Source organism: Kitasatospora sp. MMS16-BH015 (assembly GCF_002943525.1).
In the GTDB taxonomy this organism is placed as follows: domain Bacteria; phylum Actinomycetota; class Actinomycetes; order Streptomycetales; family Streptomycetaceae; genus Kitasatospora.
This window is the reverse complement of record NZ_CP025394.1, coordinates 2,963,113-2,979,761: the sequence shown is the minus strand read 5'-3', so window position 1 is coordinate 2,979,761 and position 16,649 is coordinate 2,963,113. Positions and strand designations below refer to the sequence as shown.

The 16,649-nt window shown below is 73.2% G+C and carries 9 protein-coding genes and 2 tRNA genes; 5 read left to right on the top strand and 6 right to left on the bottom strand.

Going from position 1 to position 16,649, the window contains the following annotated elements; genetic code table 11:
* Nucleotides 1–34: 34 nt before the first annotated feature.
* A complete protein-coding gene (adhE, locus tag CFP65_RS12825) occupies nt 35–2,698 on the bottom strand; it encodes a bifunctional acetaldehyde-CoA/alcohol dehydrogenase (protein WP_104816215.1) in 2,664 nt (887 codons plus the stop codon).
* Nucleotides 2,699–3,096: 398 nt separating this feature from the next.
* On the opposite strand from adhE, the gene CFP65_RS12820 reads away from it, so the two are divergent.
* Entirely contained in the window at nt 3,097–5,094 is a 1,998-nt protein-coding gene (locus CFP65_RS12820; protein WP_158702154.1) for a hypothetical protein, read from the top strand.
* 74 nt (nt 5,095–5,168) lie between these two features.
* The gene (locus CFP65_RS12815; RefSeq protein ID WP_104816213.1) at nt 5,169–5,375 is read left to right on the top strand and encodes a hypothetical protein; all 207 of its coding nucleotides are present in this window, start codon (nt 5,169–5,171) and stop codon (nt 5,373–5,375) included.
* A gap of 199 nt (nt 5,376–5,574) precedes the next feature.
* Here the strand turns inward: CFP65_RS12815 and CFP65_RS12810 are convergent, their stop codons facing one another.
* The gene (locus CFP65_RS12810; RefSeq protein WP_371682409.1) at nt 5,575–8,868 is read right to left on the bottom strand and encodes a S41 family peptidase; all 3,294 of its coding nucleotides are present in this window, start codon (nt 8,866–8,868) and stop codon (nt 5,575–5,577) included.
* Nucleotides 8,869–8,970: 102 nt separating this feature from the next.
* Between CFP65_RS12810 and CFP65_RS12805 the strand changes: the two genes are divergently transcribed.
* Nucleotides 8,971–10,659, top strand: coding sequence for a chitinase (locus CFP65_RS12805; protein WP_104816211.1), 1,689 nt, complete (start codon nt 8,971–8,973; stop codon nt 10,657–10,659).
* Nucleotides 10,660–10,731: 72 nt separating this feature from the next.
* On the opposite strand, the gene CFP65_RS12800 is transcribed toward CFP65_RS12805, so the two are convergent.
* Together CFP65_RS12800 and CFP65_RS12795 are read right to left on the bottom strand one after the other, a co-directional pair.
* Nucleotides 10,732–10,805 (bottom strand) — tRNA-Lys (locus CFP65_RS12800).
* 52 nt (nt 10,806–10,857) lie between these two features.
* Nucleotides 10,858–11,778, bottom strand: a complete 921-nt coding sequence (locus CFP65_RS12795; RefSeq protein WP_104816210.1) for an NADP-dependent oxidoreductase — start codon at nt 11,776–11,778, stop codon at nt 10,858–10,860.
* 163 nt (nt 11,779–11,941) lie between these two features.
* Between CFP65_RS12795 and CFP65_RS12790 the strand changes: the two genes are divergently transcribed.
* Complete coding sequence (locus CFP65_RS12790; protein WP_174805528.1) at nt 11,942–13,522, top strand: Na+/H+ antiporter; 1,581 nt, start codon at nt 11,942–11,944, stop codon at nt 13,520–13,522.
* A 267-nt stretch (nt 13,523–13,789) separates the two neighbouring features.
* Nucleotides 13,790–15,448 carry a glucose-6-phosphate isomerase gene (gene pgi / locus CFP65_RS12785; RefSeq protein WP_104816208.1) on the top strand — a complete coding sequence of 553 codons (1,659 nt, stop codon included), beginning with the start codon at nt 13,790–13,792 and terminating at the stop codon, nt 15,446–15,448.
* Nucleotides 15,449–15,500: 52 nt separating this feature from the next.
* On the opposite strand, the gene CFP65_RS12780 is transcribed toward pgi, so the two are convergent.
* Complete coding sequence (locus CFP65_RS12780) at nt 15,501–16,499, bottom strand: hypothetical protein (protein ID WP_104816207.1); 999 nt, start codon at nt 16,497–16,499, stop codon at nt 15,501–15,503.
* A 68-nt stretch (nt 16,500–16,567) separates the two neighbouring features.
* A tRNA-Lys gene (locus CFP65_RS12775) sits at nt 16,568–16,641 on the bottom strand.
* Between the last annotated feature and the right edge of the window lie 8 nt (nt 16,642–16,649).

Sequence of the window (16,649 nt, the reverse complement as noted above, 5' to 3'; positions counted from 1 at the left end):
GGGACCAAGGTCACTCGGTCCCCGGCCGGTCGGCTCAGACCTGGTCGCCGTAGTAGGCCTGGCGCATCAGCTGCTGCATGTCCGCGATCATCGGCATCCGCGGGTTGGCCGGGGCGCACTGGTCCTCGTAGGCGTTCATCGCCTGCTGCGGCAGGGCCGCCAGGAAGGCGCCCTCGTCCACGCCGGCCGCCTTGAAGGAGGCGGGGATGCCCACCTTGTCGCGCAGCTCCTCCACCGCCCGGGCCAGCGACTCCACGCCCTGCTCCGGGGTGGCCGCCTCCAGGCCCAGCAGCTGCGCGATCGCCTGGAAGCGCTCCGGGGCCACGTAGCTGCGGTACTTGGGCCAGCTGGTCACCTTGGTCGGCGCCGAGCCGTTGTAGCGGATCACGTGCGGCAGCAGCACCGCGTTGGTGCGGCCGTGGGCCACGTGGAAGGTGGCGCCCAGGGTGTGCGCCATCGCGTGCACCACGCCCAGGAAGGCCGAGCCGAAGGCCATGCCGGCGATGGTGCCGGCGTTGTGCATCTTCTCCCGGGCTACCGGGGAGTTCGGGCCGTCGACGACCGCCTGCTCCAGGTTCTCGAAGATCAGCTTGATGCCCTGCAGGGCCAGCCCGTCGGTGAAGTCGTTGGCGTAGACCGAGACGTAGGTCTCGATGCAGTGCGTCAGCGCGTCGAAGCCGGAGTCGGCGGTGACGGCCTTCGGCAGGTGGGTGGTGAGCGCCGGGTCGCAGATCGCCACGCTCGGGGTCAGCGCGTAGTCCGCCAGCGGGTACTTCTGGCCGGTCTCCGAGTCGGTGATCACCGCGAACGGGGTCACCTCGCTGCCGGTGCCCGAGGTGGTCGGGATGCAGACCAGCTTGGCCTTCTCGCCCAGGTCGGGGAAGGTGAAGGCGCGCTTGCGGATGTCGAAGAACTTCTCCTTCAGGTCCGCGAAGACCGTCTCCGGGTGCTCGTACATCAGCCACATCACCTTGGCCGCGTCCATCGGCGAGCCGCCGCCGAGCGCGATGATGGTGTCCGGCCGGAAGCCGCGCATCAGCTCGGCGCCCTTCTCCACCGTGTCGATGCTCGGGTTCGGCTCGACGAAGTCGATCACCCGGATCTCGACCGGCTCGGTGCGGCGGCCCAGGATGCCGCGGACGCGCTCCAGGTGCCCGATCTCCACCATCGTGCGGTCGGTGACGATCACCACCTTGCGGGCACCCCGCATGTCGGCCAGGTACTTGATCGAGTTGCGCTCGAAGAAGACCTTCGGCGGGATCTTGAACCACTGCATGTTGGTGTTGCGCCGCCCGATCCGCTTGATGTTGACCAGATTGAGAGCGCTCACATTGCCCGAGACCGAGTTGTGGCCGTAGGAGCCGCAGCCCAGGGTCAGCGAGGGCATGAACGCGTTGTAGACGTCACCGATGCCGCCCTGCGAGCTCGGCGCGTTCCAGATCACCCGGCAGGCCTTGACGGCGTGGCCGAACTCCTCGGCGAAGGCCTCGTCCTCGGTGTGCACGGCGGCCGAGTGGCCCAGCCCGTGGAACTCCACCATCTGCGTGGCCAGCTTCAGCCCCTCGCGCCGGGTGCCCGCCTTCAGCACGGCCAGCACCGGGCAGAGCTTCTCCCTGGTCAGCGGCTCGTCCTCGCCGACCTCGCCGACCTCCACCAGGATGATCGAGGTGTCGGCCGGCACCTCGAAGCCCGCCGCCTCGGCGATCTTCACCGGGCTCTGGCCGACCACCGCCGCGTTCAGCTTCGCGCCCGCACAGTTCCGGTCCTCGCCGGTGACGCCGAAGACGTACTCCTCCAGCTTGGCCTTCTCCGCCTCGGTGGCCAGGTACGCCTTGAGCTTCCTGAACTCCGCCAGCGCCGGCCCGTAGACCTCCTGGTCCAGGATCACGGCCTGCTCGGAGGCGCAGATCATCCCGTTGTCGAAGGACTTGGAGAGCACCACGTCGTTGACGGCCCGCTTGAGGTCCGCGCTCTTCTCGATGTACGCGGGCACGTTGCCCGCCCCGACGCCCAGCGCCGGCTTGCCGCAGCTGTACGCCGCCCGCACCATCGCGTTGCCGCCGGTGGCCAGGATGGTGGCCACCCCCGGGTGGTTCATCAGCGCGCCGGTCGCCGCCATCGAGGGCTGCTCGATCCACTGCACGCAGTGCGCGGGCGCCCCCGCGGCGATCGCCGCGTCCCGGACGATCCGGGCCGCCTCGGCCGAACAGCGCTGTGCGGAGGGGTGGAAGCCGAAGACGATCGGGTTCCGCGTCTTCAGCGCGATCAGCGCCTTGAAGATCGTGGTCGAGGTCGGGTTGGTCACCGGCGTCACGCCCGCCACCACGCCGACCGGCTCGGCTATCTCGACGATCCCGTCGATCTCGTCCCGGCGGACCACCCCGACCGTCTTCATGTCGGCCATCGAGTGGGTGACGTGCTCACAGGCGAAGATGTTCTTGACGGCCTTGTCCTCGAACACCCCGCGGCCGGTCTCCTCCACCGCCATGACGGCCAGTCTGGTGTGCGCGGCCAGCGCGGCCAGCGAGGCCTTCCTGACGATGTGGTCCACCTTCTCCTGGGTGAACCCGGCGTACTCCTGCAGGGCCTTCTGCCCGTTCCGCACCAGCAGGTCGACCGCTGACGCGGCCTCGGAAGGGGTGTCGACGGGCGTGTCGACGGGAGTCGCGGCTGCGGTCGGGGCTTGCTGGCGGGCCATTTCGCTCACCTCGGGGGGTCGGCGGCGGAGTGCGGCCCGGCGGCGCTGCCGGGACCGGCTGACAGCTCCACCCTCCGTCCGCACCGGATGAGGCCGCTACGGCCCTACGGCGCCTCTCCCGGGGACCAAAGTCTCAACCCCCGGCGGCCGTACGGACATCACCGCGCGGGGCGGGGGCGGGGTGCGGCTCGCCCGTCCGAGTGAGGCGGCCGCCGGCGGCCGCGTCGCGGGGGCGGCGTGCGGGTCGGGGCGGGCGGCGCGTGGTGGGTGGGGTGCCCGGGGGCGGAGTGACCATCCCATGATCGCTTCGTTGGCCACGGCGGTGGGCCGCCGGCGGATACCGGGCGGCCTCGGACGGCGGCGTGCCCGGGTGGTCCCGGGGGAGTGAGGTGTGGGGGATGGCCGAGCGGCGGGGTACCGGTCGGGGGTTCCGGCTGCGGGCCGGGCGGGGGCGGCGGGCCCGGTTGGCGGAGCGGGAGGCGGTGCTGGTCGCGCACTACCGCGAACTCGCCCGGCTGGCCTACCTGGTGCTGGCCGGCAGCGGCGACCGGCACCACCGGGTGCTCGCCGCCCACCGCATCGTCCAGCGCTCCCTGGCCGGCCCGGCCGGCGGCCGGCGAGCGGCCGTTCCGATCGCTCCGGCCGCTCCGATTGCTCCGGTCGTTCCGGTCGACGGGCAGGTCGAGGTCCCGGACGGGTCGGCGGCCGGCTTCGACGGTGAGGCCGAGGTGGTGGCGGCCGTGCGCGGGCGGGTGGTGCGGCGGGCACTGCGGGTGGCCCGGGGGCGGGGAGTGGGGCTGCCGCAGGTGTGGGGGTTGCGGCTGTACACCGAGGCCGGGGAGGCCGAGGCGCTGACGGTGGACCAGGCCCTGGCCCGCCTGTCGCCGGCCGGGCGGGCGGCCTGCGGGCTGCGACTGACCGCCGGGCTGACCGAGACGGAGGTGCTGGGGCTGCTCGCCGCGGCCGGGGCCCCGGCCCCCGCCGGAGCGCTGGCCGAGGCCGAGCTGCTGCTCACCGCGCACCCCGAGGCCGGCCGGGTGCTCAACGGATCGGCCGAGTTCGACCCCTGCGCCGTCCGGGCCCAGCCGGCCGACCTGATGCGGCGTCGGCTCCGGATACGCGGCTCCCTCACCGCCCTGGGCGCCGCCGCCCTCGCCGCGGTGCTGCTCCTCCCCGGCACCGGCACCGGCACCGGCGCCGGCACCGGCCCGGCCCACCCGCTCCCGCCGCCCCCGGCCGCCGGGCCGGCCGCGCTCGCCGCGCCGGTGATGGCAGCTCCCGACGCCTGGCGGCACACCGCCCGCCTGGACTTCGAGGTCTGGCCCGCCCGGGGCGAACTCCGCACCGACCACGCCCTGGTCGACCGGGCCCGCCGCGCCTGGGCCACCGGCCTGGCCGGTGCCGAGGTCGCACCCGGCACCCCGCCCGGCCCGCCCGCCGGTCCACCCCGGCTGCTCTACGCCGGACGGGTGGACGGCGAGACGGTGGTGCTGCTCCAGGGCGAGGGCCGGCTGGCCCGCTACACCGAGGGCGCCACCACCGGCCCCGGGCTGGCCCTGGCCCGCACCGACCAGGCCGACGTCACCACGGCCGCCGCGGTGGTGCTGCACCGCACGGCCGCCGGCGCCCGCCTGCTGCTGGCCCCCTGGGTGGACACCGCCGAGACCCGCGACCTGCGCCGCCCCGACCAGCCGGCGGCAGCCCTGCCGCACCCGGACGGCCTCACCGCCCCCGTCCCGGCCGGCGCCGCCGACTGTGCGGCCAGGCAGGTGCTGCAGCTGCGCTCCTCGCCGGTGGTGGCCGAGCAGCACGCCTTCCTGCTCGCCGACCTCGGCGGTCTGCTGCCCGTCCACCTCACCTACACCCCGCCCCCGCAGGCCGGCCCGGCCCGCGCCCCGCGCGAGGCCACCGGCACCGACGCCCTGCTCACCTGGGCCCGCACCGCCTGCACCCTCACCACCGCCCAGCCCGGCACCAAGGCCGTCAACGCCTGGGTCTTCGCCGAGCAGCCCCTCCCGGAGAACGCCGGCCCCGCCACCTGGGTCTGCCTCCGGAGCGACCGCTGGGACGGCGGCGGCACCGCCGCGACCGAGCTGCTGCCGCCCGGCACCGCCGCCCCGATCCGGACGGCGGAGGCCGCCGAGAGCCGCGCCTGCAGCCGCTTCGACCAGAACGTGCTCGGCGCCACCTGGTGGCGGGCGCGCTCCGGCACGGCGTACCTGCTGGTCGCGGGCAGCCGCAAGGTGGTGGCCGTGACCGGCGCCGCCGGCTACCCCCTGCCCGAGACCCGGACGGACGGCCATCCGCTCGCCCTCCCCGCCCACGGACCGGGCCCGGGCCCGGTCCGCCTCACCGGCCGCCTGGACAACGGCGGCCAGACCGCCACCCTCGGCTGAGCCCGGTGGCACCCCCTGCGGCGTAGTGTGACAGTGGGGGGTGCCCGTAGCCCGACGCAGCACGAGGAGGAGACATGGGCATCCTGGACCGACTCCTGGGCCGCTCCCACCAGCCGGCAGCCGACCCGACCGAACGCGCGGCCCTCGCCCACGACGAAGCAGCGGACGCCTTCGCCCCGGGCGTGGAACGCTCCGCCCCACCGGCGGCGGGCACCGCCATGACGGAGGAAGACCGCCAGGCAGCGGCGGACATGACCGCCGAAGGCGATCCCTGGGACTGATCCTCAGCCCAGGGACCGGTGGTGCTGTCCATCCGGGGCGCGGTTGCACTATCTAGGGGCGCGGGGAACTGCGCCACCAGCCAGTGAACTCGCCGCACTGCCGTACAGATGCCCACTTGCACCGTCATCGGATAGTGCAAGTGGGCATCTGCGTAAGACAGCGGGAGGTGCATGGCTGGCCGCGCCGTTCCCCGCGCCCCTACCTGTTCCTGGGTGGCAGAGGTGGGCGTCGAAGATCCGGCCGTGGGGTGTCCGCCGGAGGCGGGGTGGCCGGGGGGTGGGTGTCGGCGAGGTGGAGCGCCAGGCGGACGGCTTCGATGAGGTCGGGGTGACTGCGGCGGGCCCAGTCGTGGGGGGTGCGGAGGACCTCGACGTCGGGGGATACCCCCTGGTTCTCGATGCTCCAGCCGGTGCCGCCGGTGAACCAGGAGGCGTTCTTGGGGACGGAGATCTGGGTGCCGTCGCCCAGGGTGTGGCGGCCGGTCATGCCGACCACGCCGCCCCAGGTGCGGGTGCCGACCACCGGGCCGAGGCCGAGCAGTTTCACGGCGGCGATGATCACGTCGCCGTCGGAGCTGGTCGCGTGGTCGGCGAGGGCCACCACCGGGCCGCGCGGGGCGTCCCGCGGGTAGCGGACGGGCAGCCGTCCCCGCGCGAAGTCCCAGGCCAGGACGCGCCGGGAGAGCTTCTCCAGCACCAGCTCCGAGACATTGCCGCCCGCATTGCCCCGCACGTCCAACACCACGGCGTCGAAGGCGAGTTCACGACGCAGGTCGCGGTTGAACTGGGCCCAGCCGGAGCCGCCCAGGTCGGGGATGTGCAGGTAGCCGCACCGGCCGTCGCTGTACTCGCGGACCAGGCGGCGGCGGCCGACCACCCAGTCCTGGTAGCGGATCGGGCGCTCGTCGGTGAGCGGGGTGACGGCGATCCGCCGGGACGGGCCGCCGGGGCCGCGCCGGAAGGTGAGTTCGACGGTGGAGCCGCCGGCACCGGCGAGCAGGGGGGCGGGGCCGCGGACCGGGTCCGGCGGGCGCCCGGCGATGGCCAGCAACTCGTCGCCGTCGCGCAGGCCGTAGCCCGCGAGCGGGGCCCGGGCCCGGGGGTCGGAGGACTCACCAGGGAGGATTCGTCGGACCAACCACCGTCCGTCCGGGGAGCGGTGGACGTTGGCGCCGAGCAACCCGAGGGCCTGCTGCACCGGTTGGGGGCCCTCGCCGCGCCGCGAGGGGGTCACATAGGCGTGCGAGGTGCCGAGCTCGCCGAGCAACTCCCGTAGCAGGTCGGCGAAGTCGTCCGGCCCGGCGATGCGGTCGAGCAGCGGCTCGTACTGGGCGACCAGGGCGTCCCAGTCCAGCCCGCACATCCCGGCGTCCCAGAATTCGCCCCGGACGATCCGGGCCGCCTCGTGGTACGACTGCCGCCACTCCGCCGCCGGGTGCACGGTGTGGCTGATCCGCCGTAGGTCGACCGACAAAGGCGATCCACCGCTGGGCAGTTGATGGAGCATCAGGGATCCGGCGTGGAAGACCGCGACGCAGCTCCCGTCGCCCGAGACGGAGAAGCCGTCGAGCTTGTCGACCACCGTGGAGCGGGTGCCGCGGGCGAGGTCGAAGTACTCCAGGGAGGGGCGGCCGGAGGTGTCGGCCGGGTTGACGAAGGTCTCGCCGAGCGCGCCGGAGATCGGCCAGCGCAGCCAGGCCACGCCGCCCCGGACGGGGGTGGTGGCCGAGTACTTGGAGGCCATCACCGGGAAGGGCACCAGCCGTTCGGCGAGACCCTGCGGCTCGACCGTCACGGTGCCGTCGCCGCCCGCCTCCTCGGGGTCGAGGCCCACCGGCGGGCGGCCCTCGGCGGGGGAGGCGAACGGGGAGGGGGTGTCGGCGGCCAGCGGGACGAGGTAGGGGCGGCAGCCGAGCGGGAAGGAGAGGTCGCCGGTGTGCACGTCGTGCACCGGGTCGAAGCCGCGCCAGGAGAGGAAGACCAGGAAGCGGCCGTCCCGGGTGAAGACCGGGTGCTCGTCCTCGAACCGTCCGCCGGTCACGTCGAGGTGCAGCGCGGGCGCGTCCACCCGGGCCAACTTGATGCTGCGAAGCGAACGGCCGGCCACCGGTTGCGACCAGGTGAGCCACCGCGAGTCCGGGGAGAAGGCCGGGCTGGTGACCGGCCCGTACGCGGAGGCCGCGACCTCGCGGACCTCGCCGTCCTCGGCCGAGACCAGCAGCAGTCGGCCGTCGGCGGAGGTGACGGCCAGGGTGTGCCCGTCGGGGGAGGCGGCCAGCTCCAGGGCCCGGCCGAGCTCGCCGGCCGCGAACCGGCGGTGCGGGCCGTCGGCGCCGCCGCGCCCGGGCAGCGGGGCGAGCTCGACGGCGTCCGCGCCCTCGGCGTCGGTGAGCCAGGCCAGCCGGCCGGTGGCGCCGAGCAGCACGGGCAGCCGGGCCCGGACGCCGGGGGTGTCCGCGATCACCCGGGCCGGGCCGTCCCGGTGGGTGAGCCAGTAGAGGCTGCCCCGGACGGTGATCGCGCTGGCCCGGCCGGTGTAGTCGCAGATCAGGTCCTTGACCTGCCCGGCGGTGGCCACCGGGTAGGGCCGCCGCCCGGCCCGGGTGCCGCCGAGCGGCACGTCGAGGCGGCGCGGCGCGGGGGAGTCCAGGCTGTCGAGCAGCCAGAGGTCGCCCGCGTGCTGGTAGACCACCCGGGTGCCGTCGGTGGCGGCCTCGCGCGCGTAGTAGGTGGCGTGGTCGGTGTGCCGCCGCAGGTCGGAGCCGTCCGGGCGGCAGGAGTAGAGGTTGCCCACGCCCTCGTGGTCGGAGAGGAAGGCGATCCGGCCGCCCACCGGCATCGGCGAGGCCAGGTGGCCCCGGTGCCCCGGCAGCAGCTCGGTGGTGTCCCGCCAGAGCCGCCCGGTGGCCCCGCCCCGGTACCGCTTCCAGGCGCTCGGCTCGTGCGGGGCGGCGGCGGTCAGCAGCACGGTGTGCTCGCGGTCGGCCTGCGCGTCGTTGACCGGCCCCCAGGGCATCCGGTGGCCGGGGGAGCCGTCCGGGGGCAGCGCGTACGCCCAGGTGTAGTGGGCGAAGGGTTCGTGGTACGAGGTCACGGCGAGCACTTCGCCGTCCGGCAGCCAGCCCCGCACCCGGGTGTCCTGGCTGCCCCAGTAGGTCAGCCGGACGGCCTCACCGCCGTCGACCGGCGCGGTGAACACCTCCGGGGTGAGGGTCTGCCAGCTCGTCCAGGCGACGGTGGCGCCGTCGGGGGAGAGGCGGGGGTGGCTGACCCGGGTGCGGTCGCAGCTGACCCGCCAGGCCCGGCCGACGCTGCCGTCCGGGTGCAGCGGGGCGGCCCAGACATCGTCCTCGGCGGTGCAGGTGAGCAGCCCGTCGCGCAGGTGGGGGTACCTCAGGTAGGCGGGTGCGGTCACCACTCCACGGTGCGGTGGGCCCTGGCGGGCCGCAACCGGAGGTCTGCCTGACGGCTGCTCAGCACCTGACATCCCCATTGACACGGTGTTGGCTCTTCGCTTCAGTGGTCTAGTCCAGCCGGGCTCCCCCACCACGTGTCGGACGTTCCCCCACAACTCTCGGCAGGAGCACACCCCCACATGCGTACCTCCCACCTGCGCACTCCCAGATCGGCCCTCGCGGCCGGCACCGCCTTCGCGCTGGCCGCCACCGGCGCCGTCGCCCTCAGCTTCGGCCTGGCCTCCTCCGCCTCGGCGGGCGAGTTCCTCACCAACGGCGGCTTCGAATCCGGCTCCCTCGCCCCCTGGAGCTGCACCGGCGCCACCGGCAGCGTGGTCACCGGCCACGCCCACAGCGGCAGCTACGCCCTGGCCGGCGCGGCCTCGGCCAGTGACTCCGCCCAGTGTTCGCAGACGGTGACCGTGGCCCCCAACACCACCTACACCCTCAGCGCCTACGTCAACGGCGCCTACGTCTACCTCGGCGTCAACGGCGGCAGCAGCACCTGGACCCCCGGCACCGGCGGCGCCTACCAGAAGCTCTCCACCACCTTCACCACCACCGCCACCCAGACCACGGCCACCGTCTACACCCACGGCTGGTACGGCCAGGGCACCTACTACGCCGACGACGTCTCCCTCGACGGCCCGGGCGCCCCGTCCCCCTCCCCGTCGCCGTCCACCTCGGCCTCCCCCTCCCCGTCCAGCTCGCCGTCCTCCTCGCCCTCCTCGTCCCCGTCCTCCTCGCCCAGCTCCTCCCCGTCCTCGTCCCCCTCCTCCTCGCCGACCACCACCCCGCCGCCCTCCGGCGGGCTGCCCGCCCACGCGCTGGTCGGCTACCTGCACGCGAGCTTCGCCAACGGCGCCGGGTACCTGAAGATGGCGGACGTGCCGGACAGCTGGGACGTGATCGACCTCGCCTTCGGCGAGCCCGACTCGGTGACCTCCGGCACCATCCACTTCAACCGCTGCTCCACCACCGAGTGCCCGACGGCCGAGTCCGACGCCGACTTCAAGGCGGCGATCGCGGCCAAGCAGGCCAAGGGCAAGAAGGTGCTGCTCTCGATCGGCGGCCAGAACGGCGAGGTCCAGCTCACCACCACGGCGGCCCGGGACGCCTTCGTCTCCTCGGTCTCCGCGATCATCGACAAGTGGGGCCTGAACGGCCTGGACGTCGACTTCGAGGGCCACTCGCTCTCGCTCAACACCGGCGACACCGACTTCAAGAACCCGACCACGCCGGTGATCGTCAACCTGATCTCGGCGCTCAAGGCCCTGAAGGCCAGGTACGGCTCGGGCTTCGTGCTGACCATGGCGCCGGAGACCTTCTTCGTCCAGCTCGGCTACCAGTACTACGGCTCCGGCCCCTGGGGCGGCCAGGACCCGCGGGCGGGGGCGTTCCTGCCGGTGATCTACGCCATGCGGGGTGACCTCACCCTGCTGCACGTCCAGGACTACAACTCGGGCTCGATCATGGGCCTCGACAACCAGTACCACTCGATGGGCGGCGCCGACTTCCACGTCGCGATGACCGACATGCTCCTCAAGGGCTTCCCGGTCGCCGGCAACACCGCCAACATGTTCCCGCCCCTGGCCCCCTCCCAGCTCGCCATCGGCATGCCCGCCAACTCCTACGCGGGCAACGGCTACGTCACCCCCACCGAGGTCGACAAGGCCCTCGACTGCCTCACCAAGGCCACCAACTGCGGCACCTACGTCCCCCTCAGCGGCCCCCAGCCGAGCCTCCGCGGCCTGATGACCTGGTCGATCAACTGGGACCAGTACGGCGGCAAGGAGTTCTCGAACACCTTCCACAGCTACTTCGGCTGACCGAAGCAGGCTCACGGTCCTGATGAACGACTGAAGGCCCTCCGCTTTCGCGAAGGGCCTTCAGTCTGTCTGTGCGCCGCCAGGGACTCGAACCCCGGACCCGCTGATTAAGAGTCAGCTGCTCTAACCAACTGAGCTAGCGGCGCTTGCTGACGTCGAGAACATTACCTGGTCAGCGGGCGAAAGCAGAAATCGAGGTCACCCGGTCGGCCAGGGGGTGAGGACGAGCTTGCCGCGGGTGTGGCCGGCTTCGACGAGGTGGTGGGCTTCGGGGGCCCGGGAGAGGGGGAGGGTGGCGGCGATGGTGAGGTGGAGGGCGCCGGCGGTGTGGAGGTCGGTGAGTTCGGCGAGGCGGGTGGCGGTGCGGGGGCCGCGGAGGGTGCGGAGGCCGAGGCGCAGGGCGGCGGGGTAGTCGACGATGGTGCCGATCCGGTCGAGTGGGGCGCCGAGGTCGAGGGAGGCGTCGAGGGAGCCGTGGCCGGCCGCGTCCAGGACGGCGGTGACGCCGGTGGGGGCGGCGGCGCGGATGCGGTCGGCGAGGCCGGGGCCGTACGCGACCGGGGTGGCGCCGAGGGCGCGGAGGTGGTCGTGGTTGGGGGCGCTGGCCACGCCGATCACGGTGGCGCCCCAGTGGCGGGCGAGCTGGACGGCCACCGTGCCGACGCCGCCGGAGGCACCGTGCAGGAGCAGGGTGTCGCCGGGGCCCACGCCCAGCTCGGTGAGGGCGACGTGGGCGGTCTGGCCGGAGGCGGAGAGCGAGCCGGCCTCGGCCCAGCTCATCGTGGCGGGCTTGGCCACCAGCTGGTCGGCGGGCGCGGTCACGTACTGGGCGTGCCCGCCGAGCAGCCGGAAGCCGAGCACTTCGTCCCCCGGCGACCAGCCGTGGCTGCCCGGGCCCAGCCGCTCGACCACCCCGGCGAACTCGTTGCCGGGGATCGCGGGCAGTTCGACGGTGGTGCCCGGCGGGCTCCACCCGCGCCGGACCGCCGCGTCGGCCGGCTGCACCCCGGCCGCCAGCACCCGCACCAGCACCTCCCCGGGCCCGGGTACGGGCACCGGTACCTCGGCGAGTTCGAGCACCTCGGGCCCACCCGGCGTACGGAACAGCGAAGCCAGCATCAGGTCTCTCCCCCGTCGGTTATCTCTTCGGACACCAGTCTGCAACTTCAAGTCGGCTTGAGGTCAACCGTCTGCGGCGAGCCGCCCCAACATGACGTTTTGTCACATTTATCCTGGGCCCGACGTCGGTATCCCCCGAATTCCGTTGAGAGGACGTCCGGACGTGGCCCAGCTGTCCCTGCTCTTCCTGGTGCTGCTCGCCTCGGTGGTGACGATGCCGCTGGCCCGCCGCACCGGCGTGCCGCAACCGGTGATGATGACGGTGCTCGGCCTGGTGATGGCGGTGGTGCCGCAGATCCCGGACGTCACCATCGAGCCCGACCTGATCCTGCCGCTGGTGCTGCCGCCGCTGATCTTCGCCGTGGCCCGGCGCTCTTCGGTCGGGTACTTCAAGGCCAACATCCGCTCGATCCTGCTGCTCGCGGTGGCCCTGGTGATCGTGACCACCACCGCCGTGGCCGGGGTGTTCCACTGGCTGACCCCGACCCTGCCGGTGGCGGCGGCCGTGGCGCTCGGCGCGCTGGTCTCGCCGCCCGACCCGGTGGCTGCCGTCGCGGTGGCCGGCAGCATCGGGCTGCCCCGGCGGCTGGTGGCGGTGCTGGAGAGCGAGGGGCTGTTCAACGACGTGACGGCGATCGTCGTCTACTCGCTGGCCATCGACGCGGTGGTGAGCCACGACTTCTCGGTGCCGCACGCCCTGCTGCGGTTCGTGCTCTCGGCCGTGGTCGCGGTGGTGATCGGGATCGTGCTCGGCTGGCTCACCACCAAGCTGGCCGCGATGCTGGACGACCCCACCCAGCAGGTCGCGCTCAACCTGCTGGTGCCCTTCGCCGCGTACACCCTGGCCGAGGAGGGCCACGGCTCCGGGGTGCTGGCCGTGGTGGTCTGCGCGCTCTACCTGGCCGACCGGGCCGCCGACGCCGACGAGGTCTCGTACCGGCTGGTCGGCAACGCGTTCTGGGAGATCGTCGAGATCCTGATCACCGGCGTCGCCTTCGGCCTGATCGGTCTCGAGCTGGCCACCGTGCTGCGGGACGTGGGCAGCAGTTGGCGCGACATGCTCGGCGACACCGCCTGGGTGATCGCCACCGTGGTGCTGGTGCGGCTGGCCTGGCTGCTGCCGGCCTCCTGGATCTCGAAGCGGGTCACCAAGGGCGAGGAGGACACCCCGCTCACCTGGCAGGAGACGGTCGTGCTCTGGTGGTCCGGCATGCGCGGGGTGGCCACCGTGGCGCTCGCCCTCGCCATCCCGTACGCGCTGCACAGCGGCGAGCCGTTCGCCGGCCGCAGCGAGATCGTCTTCGTCGCCTTCGGGGTGGTGCTCTTCACCCTGCTGGTGCAGGGCCTCACCCTGCCCTGGCTGGTCCGGCGGCTGCGCCTGGACGACAGCCAGGACCACCACGAGGCGGCGGTCAAGCAGCTCTGGTGGCGCTCGGCCAAGGCCGGGCTGCACCGCCTCGCCGAGCTGGAGGAGCAGGACAAGCTCCCCGCCGAGATGGTGGAACGCCTCCGCGAGCGCCAGCACGACCGGCTGGCCCGGCTCTGCCCGGAGAAGTACGAGGAGCAGGAGGCCGCCGAGGCCAAGCTGCGCCTGGTCCAGTGGCGGGAGGCCGCCAAGATCGAGCAGGAGATGATCGCCGCCGGCCGCCGCGAGGTGCTGCGCGCCCGCACCGAGCCCGGCGCCGACCCGGAGATCGTCGACGAGGTGCTGCGCGGGCTCGACCTCCGCTCGGCCCGCCGCTGACCCGCCCGGTGGCTGACCCGACCCGGCCCGCCGCTGACCTGACTGGATGCGCCCGCCGTCCGTCGAGGTGTCCGCTGACGGCACGCCAGGACGCGTAGGCTGGCGCCCGGGCAGCGGCCGTCAACGGAGTCGGCAGTGCGCCCCCTTGCCCGGCCCGGCCTCGCGCGACCCTCCGCACCGCCGTACCGGTACCCGCACCGACCGACCGCGCCGCACCGGACCACAGACCGGGCGGGCGCACCGGACGACCCAAGGAGAGACACCGACATGTCGCAGACCCAGGCAGGCGGCGCCAAGCTCAACCAGCTGCCGCAGTGGGACGCCCTGGCCAAGCACCGTGCGGAGTTCGGAGAGCGGCACCTGCGCGAGCTCTTCGCCGCCGACCCCGAGCGCGGCACCCGGTACGCGCTGCGGGTGGGCGATCTGCTGGTCGACTACTCGAAGCACCTGGTCACCGACGACACGCTCGGCCTGCTGCGCGAGCTGGCCGCCGCCACCGGGGTCGCCCGGCTGCGCGACGCGATGTTCCGCGGCGAGAAGATCAACATCACCGAGGACCGCGCCGTCCTGCACACCGCGCTGCGCGCCCCGCGCGGCGCCGTGATCGAGGTGGACGGCGAGAACGTGGTGCCCGCCGTGCACGCCGTGCTCGACAAGATGGCCGCCTTCGCCGACCGCGTCCGCTCCGGCGAGTGGACCGGCCACACCGGCAAGCGGATCCGCACCGTGGTCAACATCGGCATCGGCGGCTCCGACCTCGGCCCGGCGATGGCCTACGAGGTGCTGCGCCCGTACAGCGACCGCGGCATCGAGGTCCGCTTCGTCTCCAACGTGGACGGCGCCGACCTGCACGAGGCCGTCCGCGACCTGGACGCCGCCGAGACGCTCTTCATCGTCGCCTCCAAGACCTTCACCACCATCGAGACCGTCACCAACGCGACCTCCGCGCGCGGCTGGCTGCTCGACCAGCTGGGCGCCGGCCAGGAGGCCGTGGCCAAGCACTTCGTCGCGCTCTCCACCAACGCGGCGGGCGTGGCCGACTTCGGCATCGACGTGGCCAACATGTTCGAGTTCTGGGACTGGGTCGGCGGCCGGTACTCCTACGACTCGGCCATCGGCCTGTCGCTGATGATCTCGATCGGCCCGGAGAACTTCCGGCAGATGCTGGACGGCTTCCACCTGGTCGACGAGCACTTCCGCACCGCCCCGGCGGAGCAGAACGTGCCGCTGCTGCTCGGCCTGCTCGGGGTCTGGTACGGCGCGTTCTTCGACGCCCAGGCGCACGCGGTGCTGCCGTACTCGCACTACCTCTCCAAGTTCACCGCCTACCTCCAGCAGCTCGACATGGAGTCCAACGGCAAGTCGGTGGACCGCGCGGGCGACCCGGTCGAGTGGCAGACCGGCCCGGTGGTCTGGGGCACCCCCGGCACCAACGGCCAGCACGCCTACTACCAGCTGCTGCACCAGGGCACCAAGGTGATCCCGGCCGACTTCATCGGCTTCGCCCGGCCCACCGCCGAGCTCTCCCCGGCCCTCACCGCCCAGCACGACCTGCTGATGGCCAACTTCTTCGCCCAGACCCAGGCGCTGGCCTTCGGCAAGACCCCGGAGGAGGTCGCCGCCGAGGGCGTCCCGGCCCACCTGGTGCCGCACAAGACCTTCAAGGGCAACCACCCGACCACCACCGTGCTGGCCGCCGAGCTCACCCCCTCGGTGCTCGGCCAGCTGATCGCCCTGTACGAGCACAAGGTGTTCGTCCAGGGCGCGGTCTGGAACATCGACTCCTTCGACCAGTGGGGCGTCGAGCTCGGCAAGGTGCTGGCCAAGCGGATCGAGCCCATCCTGCTCACCGGCGAGGGCACCGAGACCCTGGACGGCTCCACCGCCGCCCTGGTCGCCAACTACCGCTCCCTGCGCAATCGCTGACGGTCGGTAGGCTTTCTGGTCCGGCCCCTCGCCGCCCGGCGAGGGGCCGGTCTCACACCCGGTACGCCAGTGCCTGCCGGAGGTGGTGGTCCGCCACGCCGAGCATCCAGTCGCGGTCCGGGAAGTCGCCCTCGGCGATCCGGAGCGGGCCGCCGACCAGGTCCAGGTGCATCACGTACTGGTAGTACGCGAGCCGTCGCGGGTCCAAGTCCGGGTTGCGCAGGGCCTCGTAGTGCGGGCCGAAGCGCATCCGCATCCAGCAGTGCTCCACCTCCACGTCGGTGTACATCAACCCCTCGATGTCGATGATCACCGGCTCCCCGTCCGGCCCGACCAGGGTGTGCTCGGCGCACAGCTCGCCGTGCACCACGCCGAACTCGGCCCGGGGCTCAAGCGCCTCGTACAGCGCGTGCAGCTTCTCCACCAGCTGCCCCTCGCCCTCCGCCGCCCGGGCGTCGCGCGGCACGGCGGTCGCGATGTGCGTCAACGACCGCTCCAGGTAAGCCCGTTCGCAGCTCTGCGAGGGCGGTGCGCCCCCGCCGTCGATCCAGGCCACCCGCCCGAAGGCCGGCCCCCGGTATGCGTGCATCCCGCGCAGCATCTGAGCCAACTGCCCCAGCGTCCGCCGCCCCGCCGCCGGATCCCGCTCCAGCAGCGCCTCCAGCGTGCCGCCCCGGACGTCTTCCGCGACGGCGATGTCCTCCGGGTACAGCCGCCTGCTCCGGTCCGCCAGCAGCAGCCGCGGCGACCGGGCCCCCACGGCCGCCAGCCGCCGGGTGGCCCCTTCGAAGAAGTCCAGCCCCGAGGCATGGGCGAACGGATTCGCCGGGTCGTCGTGCCCCTCCGGCAGCAGCCCGTCCCAGTAGTCCTCGTCGGCACTCCAGACGTAGACGATCGTGCTGGTCCCGTCGTCGAGCCCGACCCGGTAAACCCCCTTCTTCGTCCCCTTGACCAGCCGCTCCACCCCACTGATCCGCCGATCCGTCCCGAACACCTCCCGCACCACCGGAGCCAGCCCCTCGGCATCGGCGAACTTCCGCCCAGCGGTCATCCCTGTTCCCCCGTCTCCGCAAACGACTGAAGGCCCCCCGCTTTCGCGAAGGGCCTTCGGCCTGTCTGTGCGCCGCCAGGGACTCGAACCCCGGACCCGCTGATTAAGAGTCAGCTGCTCTAACCAACTGAGCTAGCGGCGCCTGCTGAC